Origin of the sequence: Streptomyces hyaluromycini (assembly GCF_002217755.1) — a bacterium.
Taxonomy (GTDB): domain Bacteria; phylum Actinomycetota; class Actinomycetes; order Streptomycetales; family Streptomycetaceae; genus Streptomyces; species Streptomyces hyaluromycini.
Window position 1 is genome coordinate 88,372 of the sequence record NZ_BCFL01000032.1, and the last position, 17,468, is coordinate 105,839.

A 17,468-nucleotide genomic window follows, 5' to 3' on the forward strand; every position below is an offset into this window, starting at 1 on the left:
GACAGGCCAGGTCAGGACGCTGGTCAAGCGGCAGGTCCCGGACCAGACAGCTGCTACGAGTTCTCGATTCGGATCATGCGCCGGAGGCTCGCTCGGGCGGCGACGAGGTCGTCGTTGGCCTCGGCGAGTTTCCGTTTAAGTTCCTGATTCTCATGTAGGAGCTGGGTGAGCTGGCTGTGCAGCTCTTGATTCTGTGCGGTCAGTTCCCCGATCCGGTCCGTGAGGTCGGTCGCCTGTAGTTGGTCGAGTTGTCGGCCGAGTTGACGCTGCAGGGCTTCCTTGAGGTCGCCGACCTGGCCGCGGAGTCGTTTGTTGTCAGCGCGTAGAACTTCCAGGTCGGTGCGCGTATTCATGGCACCGCTCGCCGCCCGAGGTGCGTCGCCTCTGGTTGCGGTGCGGGCCTGCTGGGTGCGGGCGGCTTCGATGTGCTCGCGGACGCCGGGGGCGTAGACGAGCCAGTTCGAGACGCCCGCTGCCTTGGCGACCGCGGTGAAGGTGACCGGCTCGCCGCGGGTGAGGAGGTCATCGAGGGTGTGCAGGACCCGAGCGCGTTTGTCGCGGCTGTCCTTGCGGCGGGCCTCGCGAAGCACCTGGCCGGGGAGTCGTGGACTGGTCACGAGGCCCCCTGGCCGCGGTTGATGACGGTGAGCGGGAGCAAGGTGTGACCGTCGGCGGCGCGGGCTTTGCGTAGGATCCGTGCGGCTTCCTCGATCTCGGTCTGCTGATCGGTGGGGAGTTCCGCGAGCTGTTTGTGCATCTTCTCGGCGACTTCGGTGTAGGCGTCTATCTGGTCGGTGAGGTTGCGGGTGACGAAGTCGGCTGCGTCCAGCGCGTGAGCGGTCTCGCGGTCGGTGCGCAGCTGGTGGAGGTGTTCTTCGATGGCGGGCAGGTAGGAGGGGTCGGGGCGGTAGAAGCCGCAGCCAGCGCATTGGAAGCGCAGCGGGCAACTCTTCCCGCCGGCTTTGATGTTCGTCGGCTCGGTGCAGTTGCCGTAGGGCACGGCGACGGAACGTGCTTGGTAGGCGGTGGTCGAGGCCATGGGCGCGGGTTTCCCGGAGCGGTCGACGACCTGCAGGCGCATGGTGGCCACGGCGGCGCGTTTGCGTTCCAGGGAGACCTTGTAATAGCCCATGGTGGTGTCTACCGAGCGATGGTCCATCAGATCGCGCAGCACGTCGGGGCGCACCCCCGCGTCGGCGTGCCGTTGTGCGTAAGAGTGCCGGAACGCATACGGGAAGATTCCGGCGGTGTCGTAGGGCAGCGGGGCGCCGTCGCGATCGAGGTTCCCGGAGTGGAGGGCGGGCAGGGCGTCGGCCCAGGCACGGATCGCCCGAGCCAGGTTACCGGACACCAGGTGCGGCACCCCGGTGTCGGCGGAGATCGCCGGGAACAGATAGGTGCGGCTGCGCGGCGGCAGGTTCAGCTTCTCGCGTCGCCGGATCCAGCGCTGGATCGCACTGGCGGTGTCGGTTGTGATCGGCAGGCGACGGCGGTAGCGCTTCTTCTTGTGGTTGTCCCAGATAAGCGTGACGTCGTCGCCGTCAATCTCCAGGTAGTTGGTCTTGAGTGAGCACACCTCGATGGGGCGGCGCCCGGTGTCACGGAGCACCACGTACGCGGTCTGGAACATCAGTTGCACATCGGCGGGCGCCATCTGGCCGTAAGGGAAGCCGACACCGAGAGTGTTCACGTGCGCGTCGAGCTGGGCGATGACCGGCTCGGGGATGGCCTTGCCGGCCTCCTCGTCCTCGCGTTCCTCAGTGGGGATCATGTGCGACTGGTGGCGGGCGAAGCCGCCGGCCAGCTCCTCCAGAAGCCCGGCCTTGCGGCCGAAGTCCAGCAGCTGGAAGAACTTCGTCAGAAGGTCACGGCGGACGGTGAAGACGTATCGTTCGCCGTCCGGTTTGCGAGCGTCTTTGAACGCCTCCACCACCGCATCCATGTCGGCGAACGTCAGACTGGCCGGGTCATGCCCGCCGCCCGGACGGGCCTGCAGTGTCACCGAGGCGCGCAGGCAGGAGTCCAAGGTGCGGCGCAGCACGAACGTGTCCGGGTCCATGGCCCGTGCCCACTCCAGCGCCGCGTGACGCAGCCATGGCTGGGCGATCTTCGTGAAGTCGATCGTGCCCTGGTTGTAGCGGCGGCCGGAGCGGCTGTAGCGCGAGGCCAGCTTGGCGCTGACCGCGTCCCACACCTCGCCATCGCGCGGACCCCGCCCCAGGGCCTGCTCGTATCCGGCTCTAGCGTGCCGGAAGAACTCCTTGACGTGCGCACGGGTGTTGTTCGACGCCCGCTCCACCAGCAACAAAGCCTCCGCCCGGTCGATGAGCAGCAGACTCTCGGTGCCGGCAATAGTGCGCACCATGTGGCGCACGCACTGGGTGTCCAGCTTCGCGCCGCGCGCATCACGCTGCTGCAGCGCGTACAAGAATTCCAAGCACACCAGCTCGCCGAGGGGACGCAGCGAGAACTGATGCTGCAGCAGGAACGGGATCTGTCCCTCTGCCCAGGACGCCGCGTCCGACCCTGCCTCCCCACGCCGGGCGGCCGCCGCCCGGGCCCGGTGGTGATACGCGCACAGAACTCGACGCGGCGCTGCCGCACTGGCGCACCCTGGCACCGCGCAGGCAGGGACCTGGTCCTCGATCGGCACCCCTGACTCTGCCGCCCAGGCTGTCAGCTCCGCACCGGTGAAGGTCGGCCGTCCGGAGTGCTTGCGCCAGCCCTGGTAGTGGACAATGCACAGCCCCCGCGAGGAGGCCGGGTAGCCGCAACGGCGCCCCGCGCGCTGGACAGCGCAGCGAGCCGGATCCTGCCCGCCGGCGACCGCCAAACGCGCCGGTACATAGACGGCGGCGAACTCCTCAGCCGACTGGCCACCGGCTTTCATCTGCTGGGCGCACCGAAAGCAGAAGCTGTTGGTGTGCACCACCGTGGAACAGGCCACGGTCCGGCAGGAGTAGGCGCGGGTGCGCGGATTGTCCACATCGCCGGTGAACAGCAGCGACAGCCCGTCCCACTCCCCAGGCCGCCAGTCGGCTTCAACGGCGCTGTCCAGCCAGCGTTTCCACGCCTGCAGATCGATGCCCTCCGGGCCGCTCTCGGCCAGCTCCGTGACGACGGCCAGCGTCATGCCTGAACCTTCCGACCGGCTGCGACCCGAGTCACGGCGTCCCGAAGCTCCTCATCACCGGCGTGCAGATACACATCCAGCGACGACGCCGAGGCGTGACCGAGGAGCCGCTGCACCACATCGCGGTCGACACCCGCACGGATCCAGCGGGTGGCCGCGGAGTGCCGCAACATGTGCGGGCGGGCCTCGAACCCCACCCGCCGCGCAAGCCGGTCGAACATGTCCTTCGCGGCCACATACGTCATCGGCCGGCCCCGCCGCCCTGCATACAGGTTCACGAACACGCAGTCGCTGTCCACCTCACCCGGCAACTGCGCGGCCCGCTCATGCAGATATTCCGTATACCCGTCGACCAGGTCCTCGGTCACCGGGATCCACCGCGAGAAACGCGACTTGGCCAGCGCCCCGTTGGCATTCAGCCTGCGCCGAACATGCACGTGCGGCCCCGCCACCTGGCAGCCCAGCATCGTGGAGTTCGGCAGCAGGTGCATGTCCTGCCGGTGCAGCCCCAACGCCTCACCGATCCGCATCCCGGTGCAGGCCAGCAGCGACACCAAGAAGCGGTCCCGGCCCCGAACGGCGACCGCCCGGAGCTGCTCGATCTGCTCATCCGACAGCCACTGCGGGCCTTCCACCGCCGCGGGATACTTCAGCATCCGTGACCGGACGCTGCGGAACTGGCCCTGTTCCCCCGGGTCGAATCCCGACGGCAGATACGCGAGATACCGCGGCTCCGTCAACGACGCCGCCACCTCGGCCGGCACCCAGCCCTGCCGGCTCCCGAACCGCAGGAACTCGCACACCGCGGTCATCACCGCGTTCGCCGTCGCCTCGGTACGAAACCGCGGCATCCCGCCACCGTCACGCCCACGCGTTGGCAGTGGTTCCGCCACTAGCGACCGCAGGAACCGAGCCAGATCAAGCAGTCCCGGGCGAGCCCAGTCCACTCCATTCGCCTCGCACCACGACAGGTACACCGCCACACGGCCGGCGTACACCCGCTCGGTGTTCGACGACCGGCCCCGCGCCCGCAGCCCCGCCAAGAACGCACAAGACTTTTCGTGCAGCGAGAACCCGTCATCCACAACAACCCAGGTTATGGACCCATCCACCGGCCCCAGCGCCCTCTCAGCGCGATACCCACCCATCATGATCACGAACATACCTAACGTCCCTACAGCTCTCGGATACTGGTCACGAGGCAGACGGTCAGGGACAAAGACTCATGTCCCTGCCGGACTGCAGGAGCTATAGATATCCAGGTTCGCCGTCGGCTCGTCGAGGACCAGCAGACCGGCCTGGCGGAAGAACGCTCTCGCCAGGGCGATGCGCTGCCACTGGCCGCCGCTGAGCTCCTCCCCGTTGAGCCACTCGCGGGCCAGGAGGGTGTCCAGGCCGGCACCGAGCTTGTCGACGACTTCGTCGGCGTCGGCCGCCTCGCACGCCTCGCGGACCGCCGCGTCGCCGCGCGCTGTGGGCTGTCCCTGGGTCACGTTCTCGCGCACGGTCAGCGGCCAGTGCGCGTAGTTCTGCGGCACGAGAGCGACCTGCTGCCACAGGGCCTGCGGGTCGGCGTCGCCGGTGGGAACGCCATCCCACAGCACCTGTCCGCCTGTGGGCAGGTAGAGACCGCTGACCAGCTTCGACAGCGTCGACTTGCCCGAGCCGTTGAAGCCCACTAGCGCGGTGACCTCGCCGCGGCGCAAGGTGAGGGAGACGTCGGACAGCGCGTCGTGCTCCTTGCCGGCGTACCGGTGGGTGACCGACTTGACCTCGATCGTCTTCGGCGACTCGGGACGGCGCGCGCCCCGGCGCATGCGGAAGCCGCCGGCCTTTTCGAGGAAGCCGGTCCAGTCGTCCATGTACAGCCCGGTCCGCACGGCGCGCGCACCGACGGCTACCAGACCGCGGACCGACGTGCCTACCGTCTGCAGGGCGAAGACAGCCGTCCCGGCATGCCCGACGGTGATACGGCCGGTCGCGAGCAGCCACACGACCGCCGCCCACACCACCGCCGACCCCAGCCCTCCGCACAGCGCGCCGACCAGGGACATCCGGGCGCCCTTGTCGGCTGCGGCCCGGTCCTCGCGGTTGATTCGGGCGACCGTGTGCCGGTACCGGCCGGACAGGAAGTCGGCCATGGTGCCGGCGCGGATCTGGTCGGCGGCGTCCTTGGTGTAGATGTGCCAGCGCAGCACCGACAGCATCCGGTTGTCGCCGTTGCTGCGGAGGTTCGCCAGGTACCGGACGCGCGCGGCGCTGACCTGGGCCAGGGCCTGCGGCAGGCTGGCTGCGACGAGGAGAGGGAGAAGGACCCAGTGCACGCCGGTCAGTACGATCGCCCCGGCGAGGAAGCTGGCGCCCGAGGCGATCAGGTCCTGGCCCTCGTTGATCAGGTCGCCGGTGACCTGGGCGCCGCGGTCGGCGGCTTCCCGGTCGCGGTTGAAGTCGGGGTCGTCGTAGGCGCACAGCTCCACCTCGGCGCAGCCGGTGAGGAGCATGTGCTCGGCCTCGCGTGACATCAGCGGGCCCAGCCGAGAGGAGAGCCAGTTGACGGTGATCCCGAGGAGCGCGCGCACGCCGGCGGCTCCGGCGAGCAGGGCGACGGAGGACCACGCCTGAAGGAGCCGGTGGTAGACGTCTCCGCTGCGCAGCAGGGCGGTCAGGGTGCCGGCGATGGCGACCAGGCCCAGGGCCTGCATGACGCCGGTGACGGTCTGGCACAGCAGGAGGCCGACGGTTGCTCGTGGGTCGACGCGCCAGGCGAGAGCCAGCGAGCGGCGCACCAGTTGCGGCAGGCGGCGGGCCATGTCGCGCATCCGGATTGAGCGGCCGGCTGCCTCTCGGCTGCCGGTCAGGTCGACGTACCGCATCTGCGGCTCAGGAGCGGTCGCGGGCGAAGTGCCGTCCGGCGAGGGTGCGGACGTTCTGGCGGACGGCGCGGAGGGGGACGCTGCGGGGGTGGTGCGCGGTCCCGGAACACTGTCGGGTGATGCATCGGTGGGCTCACTCATGCCGCCCACCCCGTATCCGGATGTGCTGAGCTGAGCTTGTCGTCAACGCTGTGCGTGATCACGCCGGGCCGCCGTTCGATTCCGGGAGGCTGCTGCAAGGGGGCAGGGGTGGGGTGCATGGCGTGTCCTCCGTCTGGGCGTCGGTGTGGCACTGATGCTCTAAAAACGCGCTGAACCTGGTCCCGTCACGGCCCGATCGGAGGGCATTTGCTGAACGCGAGTTCTAATGCCGGGTGCAGGGCGGGCGGGCTCTGGGCGGGCGCGACTCAAACTCGTTCGATCAGGGTGGTTCACTCCTTCAGGGGGTTGCGGACAGCACGCACCTGGCCGCGGCGGCTGTGCGGTGGTGTTCAGAGCAGGACGGGGCGGAGGGTGTCAGGTGTTGAGGACGGTGAAGGCGACGGAGGGGAGGCGGCGGCCGTTGACCTGGAGGGCGAGGGATTAGGAGCCCGGTGAGACCTTCCACCGTGCGGTCGAGCGCAGCGGGTGTGCCTCGGCGAGCCGCAGTTCTTGGCCGGCTTCGGCTGTGGCACGGTGCAGGAAGGAGACCTTCTCCCGCGGCTGGCCGTTCTGCCCCGTGGTGGCGATCACGATCATCACGTGGACTGGTGCGGTGGTGGTGGCGGTGAGAGCGGCGGAGAAGTTCAGGGTGTCGCCGTCGCGAAGTTCGGTGCGCTCCAGGACGAGGGGGGTGAGCGTGATGGGCGCATCGTGGGCGTGGCCGAGGATGGCGTAGGCGGGCGGCCAGCCCTCCTTCAGCCGGTTGCGCAGGGAGCTCCGGGCGATGAAGGCGAAGTGCTCGTCTGCGAGTCGGCCCGACTGCTTCCACCGCTGAAGGGTGGTCAGCACGAGGTCGGGCTGGCTGGCGGCGATGTCGCTGAGGTGGTTGGCGACGGAGGTGCGGACATAGAGGTGAGCGTCGTCGTAGAGCTGATCGAGGACGGGCAGTGCCGCGTCGGCGGGCAGCTGGATCCGCGGAGCCCAGGGCAGCAGGGGTCGGGTGGCCTCGCTCGCCAGTCTGCGCACCCGGAAGTCCTCGTCACGGGTCCACGCGCCGACGGCCTTCATTGTCTCGTCGGGGAAGTCGGCGAGAAAGTGCCGCACCGGGAGCTCGGCGGAAAAGTACCCCGTCATGCGGGCCAGAGCGGCGAGCGCCTGGTCCAGGTGCTCAGCGGTACGCAGGTAGCGGGAGACCTAGTCGGAGTGGGGCGAGTAGATGTGCAGGCCGAAGTCGTTGGTCACGCCGGCGGCCTCGGGCGTCGGCGGGAGGGAGCGCAGCAGGATGTCGAGCGCGTCGGGGCCGGTGACCGGAAGGTGGGCGTGCAGGCCCTCGCTGGTGCGGGCGATCCGGGCGCTGAGTTCCAGCCGGGGAAGGTCGGCCGTCACTGATTTTACGAAGCTGTCGATGTCGAACTCGGGGCAGGCCGAATGGACTTCGCGGCCGATGCGGGCGATGCGCTCGGCGTTGAGGGCGGTCTCTTTCAGGGGAACCTTCACGGTCATGGGCAAACCGTAGGGCTGGCTACGGGGGCAGCCCTCGCGTTCGCGCCGCGGGTCATCCGGCGGTGTGAACACGAGGCTTTCGGCTATCGGACGGCGGCGCGGTACAGCAGCCGGCGCCGGCGGGAGCTGTCGCAGAGGGAGGCGGTGTGGAGGGTGGCGAGGTTGTCACACACGACCAGGTCGCCCTGGCTCCGGCGGTGGCTGTAGACGTACGGCGCGCTGGTCGTGTGCTCCAGCAGTTCGCCGATCAGGGCGCGGCTCTCCTACTCGGGGAGTCCTGTGAGGCCGCTGATCACCATGGAGCCGAGCAGCAGCGAGCGGGTACCGGTGACCGGGTGGGTCACGGGCCGGCCCCACGGCAGACGGGGCCGGCCCGAACGTTTCTGCCCGCTGTCGGGGCCAGCCACACGGGAATCTTGTCCGCAGTCGGCGGTCACCCGTCTCCGTCGCATTGCCGCCATATGCCGTTCAATGGCGCACCGTTCGGCTGGCGGGTGCTCCTTTCGCCGCGAAGGCTGCGGCCCGTCGATGCTGGCGGTCGCTGACTTCGCCATTTGGCTGGAAAACGGTCGAATCATTTCCGTCGGTTTCTTAGGACGGTCCTGATGTTGCGGCTAGCCTTCCCCGCGGCGAGTCCGTACCGGATCGCCCCATCATGGGGCGGTGAGTAGGGGATTCGCCCACGACAGACAAGAAAGAGCACAGAAAGACTGGACATCTACGCCAGGGCCATGTCAACGTACAACGTCTCGCAAAATACCGCTTCAGACGGCGCTACTCCTCGGCTGCGATCAGGTTTCCGAAACTGCTCGGAATGACGCGTCCGGTGAGTTGTCCCACTGGCATCGCTCCTACTTGGGAGGCGCGGCTGTCTGAATCCGCTGTCCGATCTGCCCGCTTCACTTCACCCGCGCTCTTTGCCCTTGGCGGACTGAGCGCTTGGGTCGGCCAAACGGCGGGCGACTACCTTGCGGTATCCACGGGGCTCTGCGTCTGCGCGGCTGGCCTGTTCGGCAAGGATCTTTTGCAACGCGGCTATCGCAGCGACCGTATCGTCCTCGAGTACGTTGCGGCGCATCCTGGCGCCACAATGCGGCAAGTCGCACAGGCAATCAGGGCTTCCGAGGGCCTCGCTGCGCGAAATCTCAACCGTCTCACGGATTATGGCCTACTAGCGGTCGCCTCTGTTGGCGCATCCCGTGACCTGCGGTCCTACCAGCTTGCCCTCGCCGACCGCGATCCCAAGCAGACGTCGGGTTCGTGATGCGGCGCGCAACATAGCCGACGATCGCCGGTTAGCCAAACCGGCGATCGTCGCGACCATTGAGGTGTTCGCAGCGGCTGTGCTTGGCGGTGGAGCCCTTCGGACACTACAGCCCTTCATGTCGGTGTCCTGCACCCGCAAGTGGCAGCGCCTGCCCATCAGTCGTGACGGAGTGAGTGCAAGTTGCGCGCGCTGCCGCTTGGGCGGCCGACAAATCCGGAATTCCCGAGGAAACATCAATGGCTCGTCCACCTGCGCTCAAGCTCGCCGAGGTTCTGGCGGAAATCCGGATGAGTCAATCGGCCTTCTACCGCCTACGCGCTCGCGGCCAGGCACCCCGAATGATCAAGCTACCCAATGGCGAACTGCGCTGCCGTCGCGCTGACTTGGATGCGTGATGGGAGGCGTGCGAAAGGGATACGCCTGAATGGCGATGAGTTACAAGGTCCGGTTCTGGGACATTCGCGAGCGGCCCGATCGCCGCAAGGGATTTGAGGTTCGTTGGACGGTCAACGGGCGTGAAAAGTCCGAGTCCTTCCTCACCAGAGGGCTGGCGGAGAGCCGTCGCGCCAAGCTCATGACCGCCGCTCGCGACGGCGAACCCTTCGATGCCCGGACGGGTCTGCCGGCCTCCGAACTTCGGGCCCTGAAGCAGCGGACCACTTGGTACGTCCTGGCCCGGGAGTACATCGAGCAACGGTGGGACCGAACACCGGGGAACACGCGACGCACGCTGGCAGATGCCTTGGCGGCCATCACGCCAGCCTTCGTTGAACCAGGAGCCAGCTACCCGGCGCCCCGCGTGCTGCGGCGAGCGCTCTACTCCTGGGCCTTCAACAAGAACGCGGCGAGTTGGATGATTCCGATGTGCTGCGGCGCGGCCTCGACGCACTCTGTCGGAAGGTCGATGGAACGGCCACTGCCGCGAAGACCGTGAAGCGAAAGAAGGCTGCGGTCAACGAGGTGTTTGGCGTAGCCGTTGAACGCGGATACTTCGCGCGGAACCCGCTGATCGGTCTTCGGTGGACGACGCCGGAAGTCGCCGATGAAGTCGGTCCCGACTGCGTGCCGAACCCGGCTCAGGTTGCCCGACTGCTAGCCTCGATTTTTCATGACGGTCCGTCGGCGTGGTCGGCGGGCCGTTTCGGCTTGTTCGGGTAGTGGTGGGCAGGCCGAGGACCCGACTGTCGCATCGGGTTCCACGGTTCCGGAGGCTGTCGGCTGCTCGTCGGGATGGGTCGTTGTCGCTGGTCAGCCGGGATTCGGCAGGGCCTGCAGCCTGCTGAACGCGGTGGTGATCACGTCGGTCCAGGGCCAGTGGCGGGCCAGGCGGAGGATGCGGCGGCGGCCGGTGATGACCAGGCGGGCGGCGGCGGAGAACAGTCGCAGGCGTAGGCGTTTGGGTTCCCACCGGCGGGCCTGGCCGGCCAGGGCAAGCATCGGCATCCAGGCCAGGAGGTCCAGGGCGATCTGGACGATCTCCAGCCAGAGCTGGTTCTGGGCGGCGTGGTGCAGGGGCAGGTTGCGCAGGCCGGTGTCGCGGGCGGCGCGGATGCGGTCCTCAGCGCGGGCGCGTTGGCGGTGCCGCAGTTCCAGGGCCGCGATCGCGGTGTCGACGGTGTTGGTGGCGAAGCAGGTCAGGCGCATGCCGTCGGCGTCGGTGAACCTCAACTGGGCTCCAGGGTGGGGTCGTTCCTTGCGTACGATCAGCCGCATTCCGGTCGGCCATCCCTTGAGGACGTCGCCGGCCAGCTCGGCTACCCAGGCTCCGTCGCGGACCTGACCGTCGGGCTCGACCGCCGGGGTCCAGGCCGAAGCCGGGACCTGAAGCACAGCGTGGTGGACCGCGTCGGTGATCGTCATCCCGACCGAGTAGGACAGCCACCGGCCGCGCGCGGTCAGCCAGTTCAGGAACTCGTGGGTGCCGCCGGCGGAGTCGGTGCGGATCAGGGTTTGTCGGCCGCGCCGGTAGTGCTTGGGGAGCTGGGCCAGGGCCAGGCGGGTGGTAGTGATGTGGTCGGCGGCGGTGTTGCTGCCCGCGTTGCCCGGTCGCAGCAGCCCGGCCACAGGTTCCCCGGACCCGGTGGCTCCGTGGTCGACGAACGCGACCAGCGGGTGGTGCCCGAAGGTCCGCTTCCATGTCGCCGCGGCGTCCTGCTTCTCGGAGTGCGCCAGCACCAGGACCCCGTCGATGTCCACGATGACCTGGCCACCGGTGTCGGGGGCGTCGGTGCCGGCCAGCTTCCACACCCGCTCGCGGACCTCGGCCCTGGCACGGCGGATCGCCGTCAGTGCGCGGGGCCCGGCGGCGGCCAGGGTCTCGACCCGCCTGGAGACAGTGGCGTCAGAGGCCACCGGCCCGAACACCTGCGGCTCGGCCCGCAGCACCGCGACATCCGACAGACAGTCCCCGCCCACCGCCACCGCCAGGGCGAGGTCCAGCAGCATCTTGCCCGGGTCGTGCACCGCACGCGGCTTGCGCCACGGCGCCAGCGCCGCCGATATCGCCGTGTCCAAGCCGGACTTACGGACGGTCTCCAGCAGCAGCACCCCGCCGGCCTGCGTGACCACCGCGCCACCGTTGCCCTGAACGCGGACAGGCGGATACGACCCGATACGCTTCTCCATCTGGAGACTGCTTCTTTCCTTGCAGCGGACAGGACCCTAGACAAGTCCCATCGTTGCAGGTCAGAAGCACTCTCCGTTTATTAGATCAAGACCCGGACAGACCCGCTCGTGAAAGCGCGAGGCTAATACCGCTGCGCGTACCAGGTCGGTTGCTCGCCGAACATGCCCTTGAAGTCGCGGATGAAGTGGCCCTGGTCGGCGTAGCCGAGCTCCGCCGCCAGCGCGGCCCAGTCGATCGCCCCGCCTGCGGCCATGCGTGCGGTCACCTCGTGCAGGCGGTAGCGGCGGATCACCCACTTGGGCCCGATGCCGACGTACTCCGCGAAAAGCCGTTGCAGCCCCCGCACGCTCAGCCCGAGCTCGCCGGCGAGGCGTTCGACCCTGGTCACGGCCTTGTCCTTGGCGATCAGCTCGACCGCGGCCACCGCCTGGCGCACCCGGGGGTCATCGTCCGGCAGGTGTTTCAGCAGGAACGCTTCCACGGTCGGCACGTCGAGCGTCGTGGGCAGGTCCGGGCCCAACACCTCGGTCGCCGGGACAACGCAGTCGGTGATCGTCGAGACGGCGGCATCGAGGAACAGGCGGAAGCAGCCCGGCCGGAACGCGACGCCGAAGACGTGGCCGCGGCCCTCGAGAACCTGGATCTGGTAGCCACTGCGCACGCCGTGGACGTCCGCGCGGCCGCCGCCGAAAGACAGCTGCACGTTCGGGTACGGCACGATCTTCTGCTGGTAGGGCTCGTCGTAGTCCCAGCGAACCTCCCAGTACCGCTCCACCCATGGCGCGAGCGTCGGCGACGGGCTGTGGAACGCGTGGCGCTGATACCTGGTCCACGCACTCCGCAGCTCACGAACGTCCCGCTCCACACAGCAGAGTGTATGTCGCCTTTGTTCAATACCCCTCCGGTCCGGGCCGCCTAGGGTCGCTGCCATGTCACATCTATCCAATGCTGCCGAGGCCATGGCCGCAGTCGCCCGCACCATCACCGACGACCAGCTCGCCAACAAGACTCCGTGCACGGAGTACGACGTGCGGGCACTGGTCAACCACCTCCTGTTCTGGGGCCCGTCGCTCGCTGGCGGCGGCCGCAAGGAGTCCGTTCCGCAGCCGGCGGCCGCCGAGTCCGATGTGGACCTGGCGGCCGGCGACTGGCGCGGCCGCCTGCTCGCCCTGCTGGACGACATCACGTCGTCGTGGGCGCCGCCGAGCGCCTGGGAGGGCGAGACGAGCATGGGCACGCCGCAGACGCTGCCCGCGCCCGTCTTGGGCGACATGATCGTCGGCGAGCTGGCCATGCACGGCTGGGACCTGGCGGTCGCGACCGGGCAGCGACTGGAACTGCCCGCCGACCTGCTGGCGCATCTGCACGACACGGTGTTCGTCGGCGTGGAGCAGGGGCGGAAGATGGGCATGTACGGACCGGAGGTCGCGATGCCGGCCGACGCATCCACCTTGGACCGTATCCTCGGCCTGACCGGCCGTGATCCCGCCTGGGCGTAGTCCCCGGCTGGCGATGTCGGTCCCACCTGGCGCGAACTGTCGAAGCGTGGTGCGGCAGCAGCCCTCCCCCGTCGCCCTGGACGCGGACACGCAGATACGACCCGATACGGCTGTTCACCTGGAGAGTGCTTCTTTCCTTGCAGCGGACAGGACCCTCGACAAGTCCCATCGTTGCAGGTCGGCAGCACTCTCCACTTATTTGATCAAGCCCTGGACCAGCCCACTCGTGAAAGCGCGAGGCTAGCCGCAGTCAGGGCCCTACCCGGCCGTGGCCCTCATCTGTACGCCTTCTTCGGCTGCACATAGGAAACTTCGGCGTTGCACGCGACGGGCGCCTGTTCTGCAACGCAGAGGGGAACTACATCGACGCCTCGGCGTACGGCATCACCTGGGGGCGAGCGCGTGAGGCTGTTCTTACGCTTGACGAGCACGCCCTTGACCTGGCCAAGCGTCCCTACGACCTGCGCCACGCCGGCATCTCGTTCTGGTTGGCCTCCGGCGTCGACCCCGCAGAGTGTGCGCGCCGGGCTGGGCAGAGCATCCAGGTCCTCTTCCGCTACTACGCCAAGTTCCTGGCTGATGCGCGGAACCACGCCAACACCCTGATCGAAGACTCCATGCGGCGATGGGAGGAGGCGACGGACGATGACGATGCGGAGAGCGCCTTAGCGGGACCTTGGCCCGGAAATGCCCCGGAACTGCTGGTCAGAGCCGGGATACGGGTGGGAGATATCGGGAGTGAGGGCGCGTTTCGACTCGCCTCTTAGATGTGCGCCGAGAAGGGCGCCTGCCGGGCATCTGCCCTGGTCAGGCGCCCTTTTTCTGCGCCTAGAAGAAGCCCAGCTTCTTCGGCGAGTACGACACCAGCAGGTTCTTCGTCTGCTGGTAGTGCTCCAGCATCATCTTGTGTGTCTCGCGGCCGATCCCGGACTGCTTGTAGCCGCCGAACGCCGCGTGCGCCGGGTACGCGTGGTAGCAGTTGGTCCACACCCGGCCCGCCTGGATCGAACGGCCCGCGCGGTAGGCAGTGTTGATGTCGCGGGTCCAGACGCCCGCCCCGAGGCCGTACAGGGTGTCGTTGGCCATCTTGATCGCGTCGTCGAAGTCGTCGAAGGACGTCGCCGAGACGACCGGGCCGAAGATCTCCTCCTGGAAGATCCGCATCCGGTTGTCGCCCTCGAAGATGGTCGGCTGGACGTAGTAGCCGCCCTTCAACTCGCCGTCGTAGTCGATGCGTTCGCCGCCGGTGAGGATCTTCGCGCCCTCCTGCCGGCCGATGTCCAGGTAGGAGAGGATCTTCTCCAGCTGGTCGTTGGAGGCCTGCGCGCCGATCATCGTGTCGGTGTCCAGCGGGTGACCCGGCTTTATCAGGCGGGTGCGGGCGACCGCGGCCTCCATGAACTCGGCGTAATGGCCGCGCTGGACGAGGGCCCGGGACGGGCAGGTGCAGACCTCGCCCTGGTTGAGCGCGAACATGGTGAAGCCTTCGAGGGCCTTGTCGCGGAAGTCGTCGTCGTGCGCCCAGACGTCGTCGAAGAAGATGTTCGGGGACTTGCCGCCCAGTTCGAGGGTGACCGGTTTGATGTTCTCCGAGGCGTACTGCATGATCAGCCGCCCCGTGGTGGTCTCACCGGTGAAGGCGACCTTCGCCACCCGCGGGCTGGACGCGAGCGGCTTGCCCGCCTCCACGCCGAACCCGTTGACGATGTTCACCACGCCCGGCGGCAGCAGATCGGCGATCAGGCTCATCCAGTAGTGGATGGAGGCGGGCGTCTGCTCGGCCGGCTTGATGACGACCGCGTTGCCGGCGGCGAGGGCCGGAGCGAGCTTCCAGGTCGCCATCAGGATGGGGAAGTTCCACGGGATGATCTGCGCGACGACACCGAGCGGCTCGTGGAAGTGGTACGCCACCGTGTCGTCGTCGACCTCGCCCAGCGAACCCTCCTGTGCGCGGATCGCCCCCGCGAAGTACCGGAAGTGGTCGATCGCCAGGGGTATGTCGGCGGCCAGCGTCTCCCGCACCGGCTTGCCGTTCTCCCAGCTCTCGGCGACCGCGAGCGGTTCGAGGTGGGCCTCCATCCGGTCGGCGATCTTGAGCAGGATGTCGGAGCGCTCCGTCACCGACGTACGGCCCCAGCCCGGCGCGGCCGCGTGCGCCGCGTCCAGCGCCCGCTCCACGTCCTCTGCGGTACCCCGCGCCACCTCGGTGAACGGCTGCCCGTTCACCGGCGACGGGTTCTCGAAGTACTGCCCCCGGACCGGCGGCACCCACTCGCCGCCGATGAAGTGGTCGTAGCGCGCCTGGTAGGAGACGATCGCGCCCTCGGTGCCGGGCGCCGCGAAACGGGTCATGGTGGCCTGCCTCCTTGCAGATGCGCTGCCCGCCGTTGGGCAGCTCCCGGCGCGGAGGCTAGGGGAGCGGACGTTGCGAACACGTTGCCCCGCAGGTCAGCCGACGGGTACCGCGAGCTCCGCCTCCAGGGCCGCCAGCCGGGACCGTACGACCGCCATCGGCCGCACCGCCGCGAGCGCCCGCCACACCTCGACGTCGTCCTCGCCCCACGGCGCGTGCGCCCAGTCCGCGAGCAGGTCGGGATCCTGACACCCGATCAGCGCGGCCCGCAGCCCGTCCGCCAGCCGCCGCCTGAGCCGCACGACCGCGGGTGCCTGCGAGCCCGGCAGCAAGGGCCCGGTGTACGCCCCCGCGGCCGCCGCCACCGCGCCCGCCTCCAGCCGCCGCTCCACCACGGTCGCGTCCGACTCGACCGGCGCGGTCAGCCGGTACGGCCGGGACGCGAGCAACCCCGGGCCCAGCAGCCGGCGCAGCCGGACCAGCTCCGCCCGCAGCGTCACCGGCGTCACCGACTCGTCCTCGTAGAGCGCACACAGCAGCTCGTCGCCGGTCAGCCCCTCCGGGTGCCGGGAGAGCAGCACCAGCAGCTCGCTGTGCCGGCGGCCGAGCCTGATCCGGCGCCCGTCCAGCCTGAGTTCGGCCTCGTCACGGCCGAGCGCCACCAGCGCGGGCGCCTCGTCGGCAGGCACCGGCGGATCGAGCAACGCCAGCTGCGACTCGGCGGCCCGCGCCACCGCCTGGACGAAGCCCAGGCTGTGCGGATGCGCCAGCCGGTCGCCGCCGGTGATGTCGACGGCACCCAGCACCCGCCCGCTGCGCGGATCGTGCACCGGCGCCGCCGCGCAGGTCCACGGCTGCACCCGGCGGATGAAGTGCTCCGCCGCGAACACCTGCACCGGCCGGTCCACGGCCACCGCCGTCCCCGGCGCATTGGTCCCTACCGCGGTCTCCGACCAGCGGGCGCCCGGCACGAAGTTCATCCGGTCCGCCCGGCGCCGGGTCGCCGAATGCCCCTCGACCCACAGCAGCCTGCCGTCCGCGTCGCACACCGCCAGCAGATGCTCGCCGTCCGCCGCGAACGTGCCCATCAGCTCGCGGAACAGCGGCATCACCCGGGCCAGCGGATGCTCCGCCCGATACGCCCCGAGGTCACCGTCCGTCAGTTCCACGCGCGCCGCGCCGTCCGGTCCGACCCCGGCCCGTGCGGAACGCCGCCACGACTCGGCCACCACGGAACGCACCGGGCGCGGCACGGTGCCCGCCGTGGTGAACGTCTCGTGCGCCCGGCGCAGCACCCGGACGCGCTCGGCAGGGTCTGCCCCCGGCTCCAGGGCCACCCAGGGATCGGTCAACTCGGCCTCCCGACGGCGATGCGGCTGGGGACATCGTCACTCGCGGTGTCCGCGCCGACAACCGTTTCGACCGGCCTCACCGGGAGGACAGCCCCTACCTGCTCACTCCGGCTGGCCGACCAGTTTCATGTAGCGCACCCAGTCCCAGTGCTTGCCCGGATCCGTGTGGTCGGTCCCCGGTACCTCGACATGGCCGATGACGTGGTCCCGGTCCTTCGGGATGCCGTACCTGTCGCAGATGGACGCCGTCAGCCGCGCCGACTCCCTGTACAGGGAGTCGGTGAAGTACTCCGGCTTGTCCACCCAGCCCTCGTGCTCGATGCCGACGCTCCGCGTGTTGTAGTCCCAGTTCCCCGCGTGCCAGGCCACGTCCGACTCCCGCACGCACTGCGCGACATGCCCGTCCGCCGACCGCACCAGGTAGTGCGCGGACACCCGCGCCTTCGGGTTCTGGAAGATGGACACCGTGCCGGCGTAGGACTGCTGCGTGACATGGATGATCACTCGGTCGATGGCGTAGTCATCGGGGCGCCGGGCTGGCGTCCGGTTCTCGCTGCTCGCCGCCTGCCACTCGGCCGACGGATAGTCGACGACCCCGGTCTGCGCGCCCGCCCGGCCCGCGGGGAGCAGCGCGTACGGGACGGCGGCGAGGGCCGCGCCCTTCAGGAGGCGTCGCCTGCTGGGGAGCGGTCGTGCCCGGTCCATGGATGGGTCGCCTTTC

General features: G+C 69.0%; 18 protein-coding genes. 4 read left to right on the forward strand and 14 right to left on the reverse strand.

What is annotated here, in order from left to right:
- Positions 1 to 53: 53 nt before the first annotated feature.
- The 8 genes from SSP29_RS43080 to SSP29_RS60570 all read right to left on the reverse strand — a co-directional run bounded on the left by SSP29_RS43080 (position 54) and on the right by SSP29_RS60570 (position 8,057).
- Positions 54 to 617 (reverse strand): DUF6262 family protein, encoded by a 564-nt coding sequence (locus tag SSP29_RS43080; RefSeq protein ID WP_089106419.1) that lies wholly within the window; start codon positions 615 to 617, stop codon positions 54 to 56.
- Positions 614 to 3,133 (reverse strand): tyrosine-type recombinase/integrase, encoded by a 2,520-nt coding sequence (locus SSP29_RS43085; protein ID WP_089106420.1) that lies wholly within the window; start codon positions 3,131 to 3,133, stop codon positions 614 to 616. The genes SSP29_RS43080 and SSP29_RS43085 overlap by 4 nt, the downstream gene beginning before the upstream one ends.
- Complete coding sequence (locus SSP29_RS43090) at positions 3,130 to 4,296, reverse strand: tyrosine-type recombinase/integrase (protein ID WP_150136046.1); 1,167 nt, start codon at positions 4,294 to 4,296, stop codon at positions 3,130 to 3,132. Before SSP29_RS43090 ends, SSP29_RS43085 begins: the two co-directional genes overlap by 4 nt.
- A 60-nt stretch (positions 4,297 to 4,356) precedes the next feature.
- Complete coding sequence (locus tag SSP29_RS43095; protein ID WP_245883521.1) at positions 4,357 to 6,006, reverse strand: ATP-binding cassette domain-containing protein; 1,650 nt, start codon at positions 6,004 to 6,006, stop codon at positions 4,357 to 4,359.
- A 582-nt stretch (positions 6,007 to 6,588) separates the two neighbouring features.
- Positions 6,589 to 7,281, reverse strand: coding sequence for a YhaZ family DNA alkylation repair protein (locus SSP29_RS60555; protein ID WP_150136048.1), 693 nt, complete (start codon positions 7,279 to 7,281; stop codon positions 6,589 to 6,591).
- A gap of 60 nt (positions 7,282 to 7,341) precedes the next feature.
- The gene (locus tag SSP29_RS60560) at positions 7,342 to 7,650 is read right to left on the reverse strand and encodes a hypothetical protein (RefSeq protein WP_150136049.1); all 309 of its coding nucleotides are present in this window, start codon (positions 7,648 to 7,650) and stop codon (positions 7,342 to 7,344) included.
- A gap of 83 nt (positions 7,651 to 7,733) precedes the next feature.
- Positions 7,734 to 7,901, reverse strand: coding sequence for a TauD/TfdA family dioxygenase (locus SSP29_RS60565; protein ID WP_150136086.1), 168 nt, complete (start codon positions 7,899 to 7,901; stop codon positions 7,734 to 7,736).
- Between the two features lie 12 nt (positions 7,902 to 7,913).
- Complete coding sequence (locus SSP29_RS60570) at positions 7,914 to 8,057, reverse strand: hypothetical protein (protein WP_245883522.1); 144 nt, start codon at positions 8,055 to 8,057, stop codon at positions 7,914 to 7,916.
- Positions 8,058 to 8,464: 407 nt separating this feature from the next.
- Here SSP29_RS60570 and SSP29_RS61040 point away from each other — a divergent pair, with 407 nt between their 5' ends.
- The 3 genes from SSP29_RS61040 (at position 8,465) to SSP29_RS43120 (ending at position 9,851) form a co-directional block, all read left to right on the forward strand.
- Positions 8,465 to 8,914, forward strand: a complete 450-nt coding sequence (locus tag SSP29_RS61040) for a MarR family transcriptional regulator (protein WP_107436385.1) — start codon at positions 8,465 to 8,467, stop codon at positions 8,912 to 8,914.
- Between the two features lie 239 nt (positions 8,915 to 9,153).
- Positions 9,154 to 9,312, forward strand: a complete 159-nt coding sequence (locus SSP29_RS60580) for a helix-turn-helix transcriptional regulator (protein ID WP_089106421.1) — start codon at positions 9,154 to 9,156, stop codon at positions 9,310 to 9,312.
- Between the two features lie 29 nt (positions 9,313 to 9,341).
- Entirely contained in the window at positions 9,342 to 9,851 is a 510-nt protein-coding gene (locus tag SSP29_RS43120) for a hypothetical protein (RefSeq protein WP_150136050.1), read from the forward strand.
- Positions 9,852 to 10,165: 314 nt separating this feature from the next.
- Here SSP29_RS43120 and SSP29_RS43125 read toward each other — a convergent pair whose 3' ends face one another.
- Entirely contained in the window at positions 10,166 to 11,542 is a 1,377-nt protein-coding gene (locus SSP29_RS43125; RefSeq protein WP_089106422.1) for an IS1380 family transposase, read from the reverse strand.
- 122 nt (positions 11,543 to 11,664) lie between these two features.
- Positions 11,665 to 12,408 carry a helix-turn-helix domain-containing protein gene (locus tag SSP29_RS43130; protein ID WP_218036969.1) on the reverse strand — a complete coding sequence of 248 codons (744 nt, stop codon included), beginning with the start codon at positions 12,406 to 12,408 and terminating at the stop codon, positions 11,665 to 11,667.
- 64 nt (positions 12,409 to 12,472) lie between these two features.
- On the opposite strand from SSP29_RS43130, the gene SSP29_RS43135 reads away from it, so the two are divergent.
- On the forward strand, positions 12,473 to 13,042 hold the full coding sequence (locus SSP29_RS43135) for a TIGR03086 family metal-binding protein (RefSeq protein WP_089106424.1): 570 nt from the start codon (positions 12,473 to 12,475) through the stop codon (positions 13,040 to 13,042).
- A gap of 275 nt (positions 13,043 to 13,317) precedes the next feature.
- On the opposite strand, the gene SSP29_RS58910 is transcribed toward SSP29_RS43135, so the two are convergent.
- The 4 genes from SSP29_RS58910 to SSP29_RS43155 form a co-directional block, all read right to left on the reverse strand.
- A complete protein-coding gene (locus SSP29_RS58910) occupies positions 13,318 to 13,635 on the reverse strand; it encodes a hypothetical protein (RefSeq protein ID WP_150136052.1) in 318 nt (105 codons plus the stop codon).
- A 235-nt stretch (positions 13,636 to 13,870) separates the two neighbouring features.
- Positions 13,871 to 15,394: an aldehyde dehydrogenase gene (adh, locus tag SSP29_RS43145; RefSeq protein WP_089106425.1), complete on the reverse strand. Its 1,524-nt coding sequence runs from the start codon at positions 15,392 to 15,394 to the stop codon at positions 13,871 to 13,873.
- A 96-nt stretch (positions 15,395 to 15,490) separates the two neighbouring features.
- Positions 15,491 to 16,747 (reverse strand): GAF domain-containing protein, encoded by a 1,257-nt coding sequence (locus tag SSP29_RS43150; protein WP_089106426.1) that lies wholly within the window; start codon positions 16,745 to 16,747, stop codon positions 15,491 to 15,493.
- A 102-nt stretch (positions 16,748 to 16,849) separates the two neighbouring features.
- Positions 16,850 to 17,452 carry an N-acetylmuramoyl-L-alanine amidase gene (locus SSP29_RS43155; RefSeq protein WP_089106427.1) on the reverse strand — a complete coding sequence of 201 codons (603 nt, stop codon included), beginning with the start codon at positions 17,450 to 17,452 and terminating at the stop codon, positions 16,850 to 16,852.
- Between the last annotated feature and the right edge of the window lie 16 nt (positions 17,453 to 17,468).

Excerpts from the sequence above, each read along its gene's own strand:
- SSP29_RS43085 (WP_089106420.1), bottom strand. The coding sequence starts at position 3,133 with ATGACGCTGGCCGTCGTCACGGAGCTGGCCGAGAGCGGCCCGGAGGGC.
- SSP29_RS43090 (WP_150136046.1), bottom strand. The coding sequence starts at position 4,296 with ATGTTCGTGATCATGATGGGTGGGTATCGCGCTGAGAGGGCGCTGGGG.
- SSP29_RS43095 (WP_245883521.1), bottom strand. The coding sequence starts at position 6,006 with ATGCGGTACGTCGACCTGACCGGCAGCCGAGAGGCAGCCGGCCGCTCA.
- SSP29_RS60555 (WP_150136048.1), bottom strand. The coding sequence starts at position 7,281 with ATGACGGGGTACTTTTCCGCCGAGCTCCCGGTGCGGCACTTTCTCGCC.
- SSP29_RS60560 (WP_150136049.1), bottom strand. The coding sequence starts at position 7,650 with ATGACCGTGAAGGTTCCCCTGAAAGAGACCGCCCTCAACGCCGAGCGC.
- SSP29_RS61040 (WP_107436385.1), top strand. The coding sequence starts at position 8,465 with ATGACGCGTCCGGTGAGTTGTCCCACTGGCATCGCTCCTACTTGGGAG.
- SSP29_RS60580 (WP_089106421.1), top strand. The coding sequence starts at position 9,154 with ATGGCTCGTCCACCTGCGCTCAAGCTCGCCGAGGTTCTGGCGGAAATC.
- SSP29_RS43120 (WP_150136050.1), top strand. The coding sequence starts at position 9,342 with ATGGCGATGAGTTACAAGGTCCGGTTCTGGGACATTCGCGAGCGGCCC.
- SSP29_RS43125 (WP_089106422.1), bottom strand. The coding sequence starts at position 11,542 with ATGGAGAAGCGTATCGGGTCGTATCCGCCTGTCCGCGTTCAGGGCAAC.
- SSP29_RS43135 (WP_089106424.1), top strand. The coding sequence starts at position 12,473 with ATGTCACATCTATCCAATGCTGCCGAGGCCATGGCCGCAGTCGCCCGC.
- adh (WP_089106425.1), bottom strand. The coding sequence starts at position 15,394 with ATGACCCGTTTCGCGGCGCCCGGCACCGAGGGCGCGATCGTCTCCTAC.
- SSP29_RS43155 (WP_089106427.1), bottom strand. The coding sequence starts at position 17,452 with ATGGACCGGGCACGACCGCTCCCCAGCAGGCGACGCCTCCTGAAGGGC.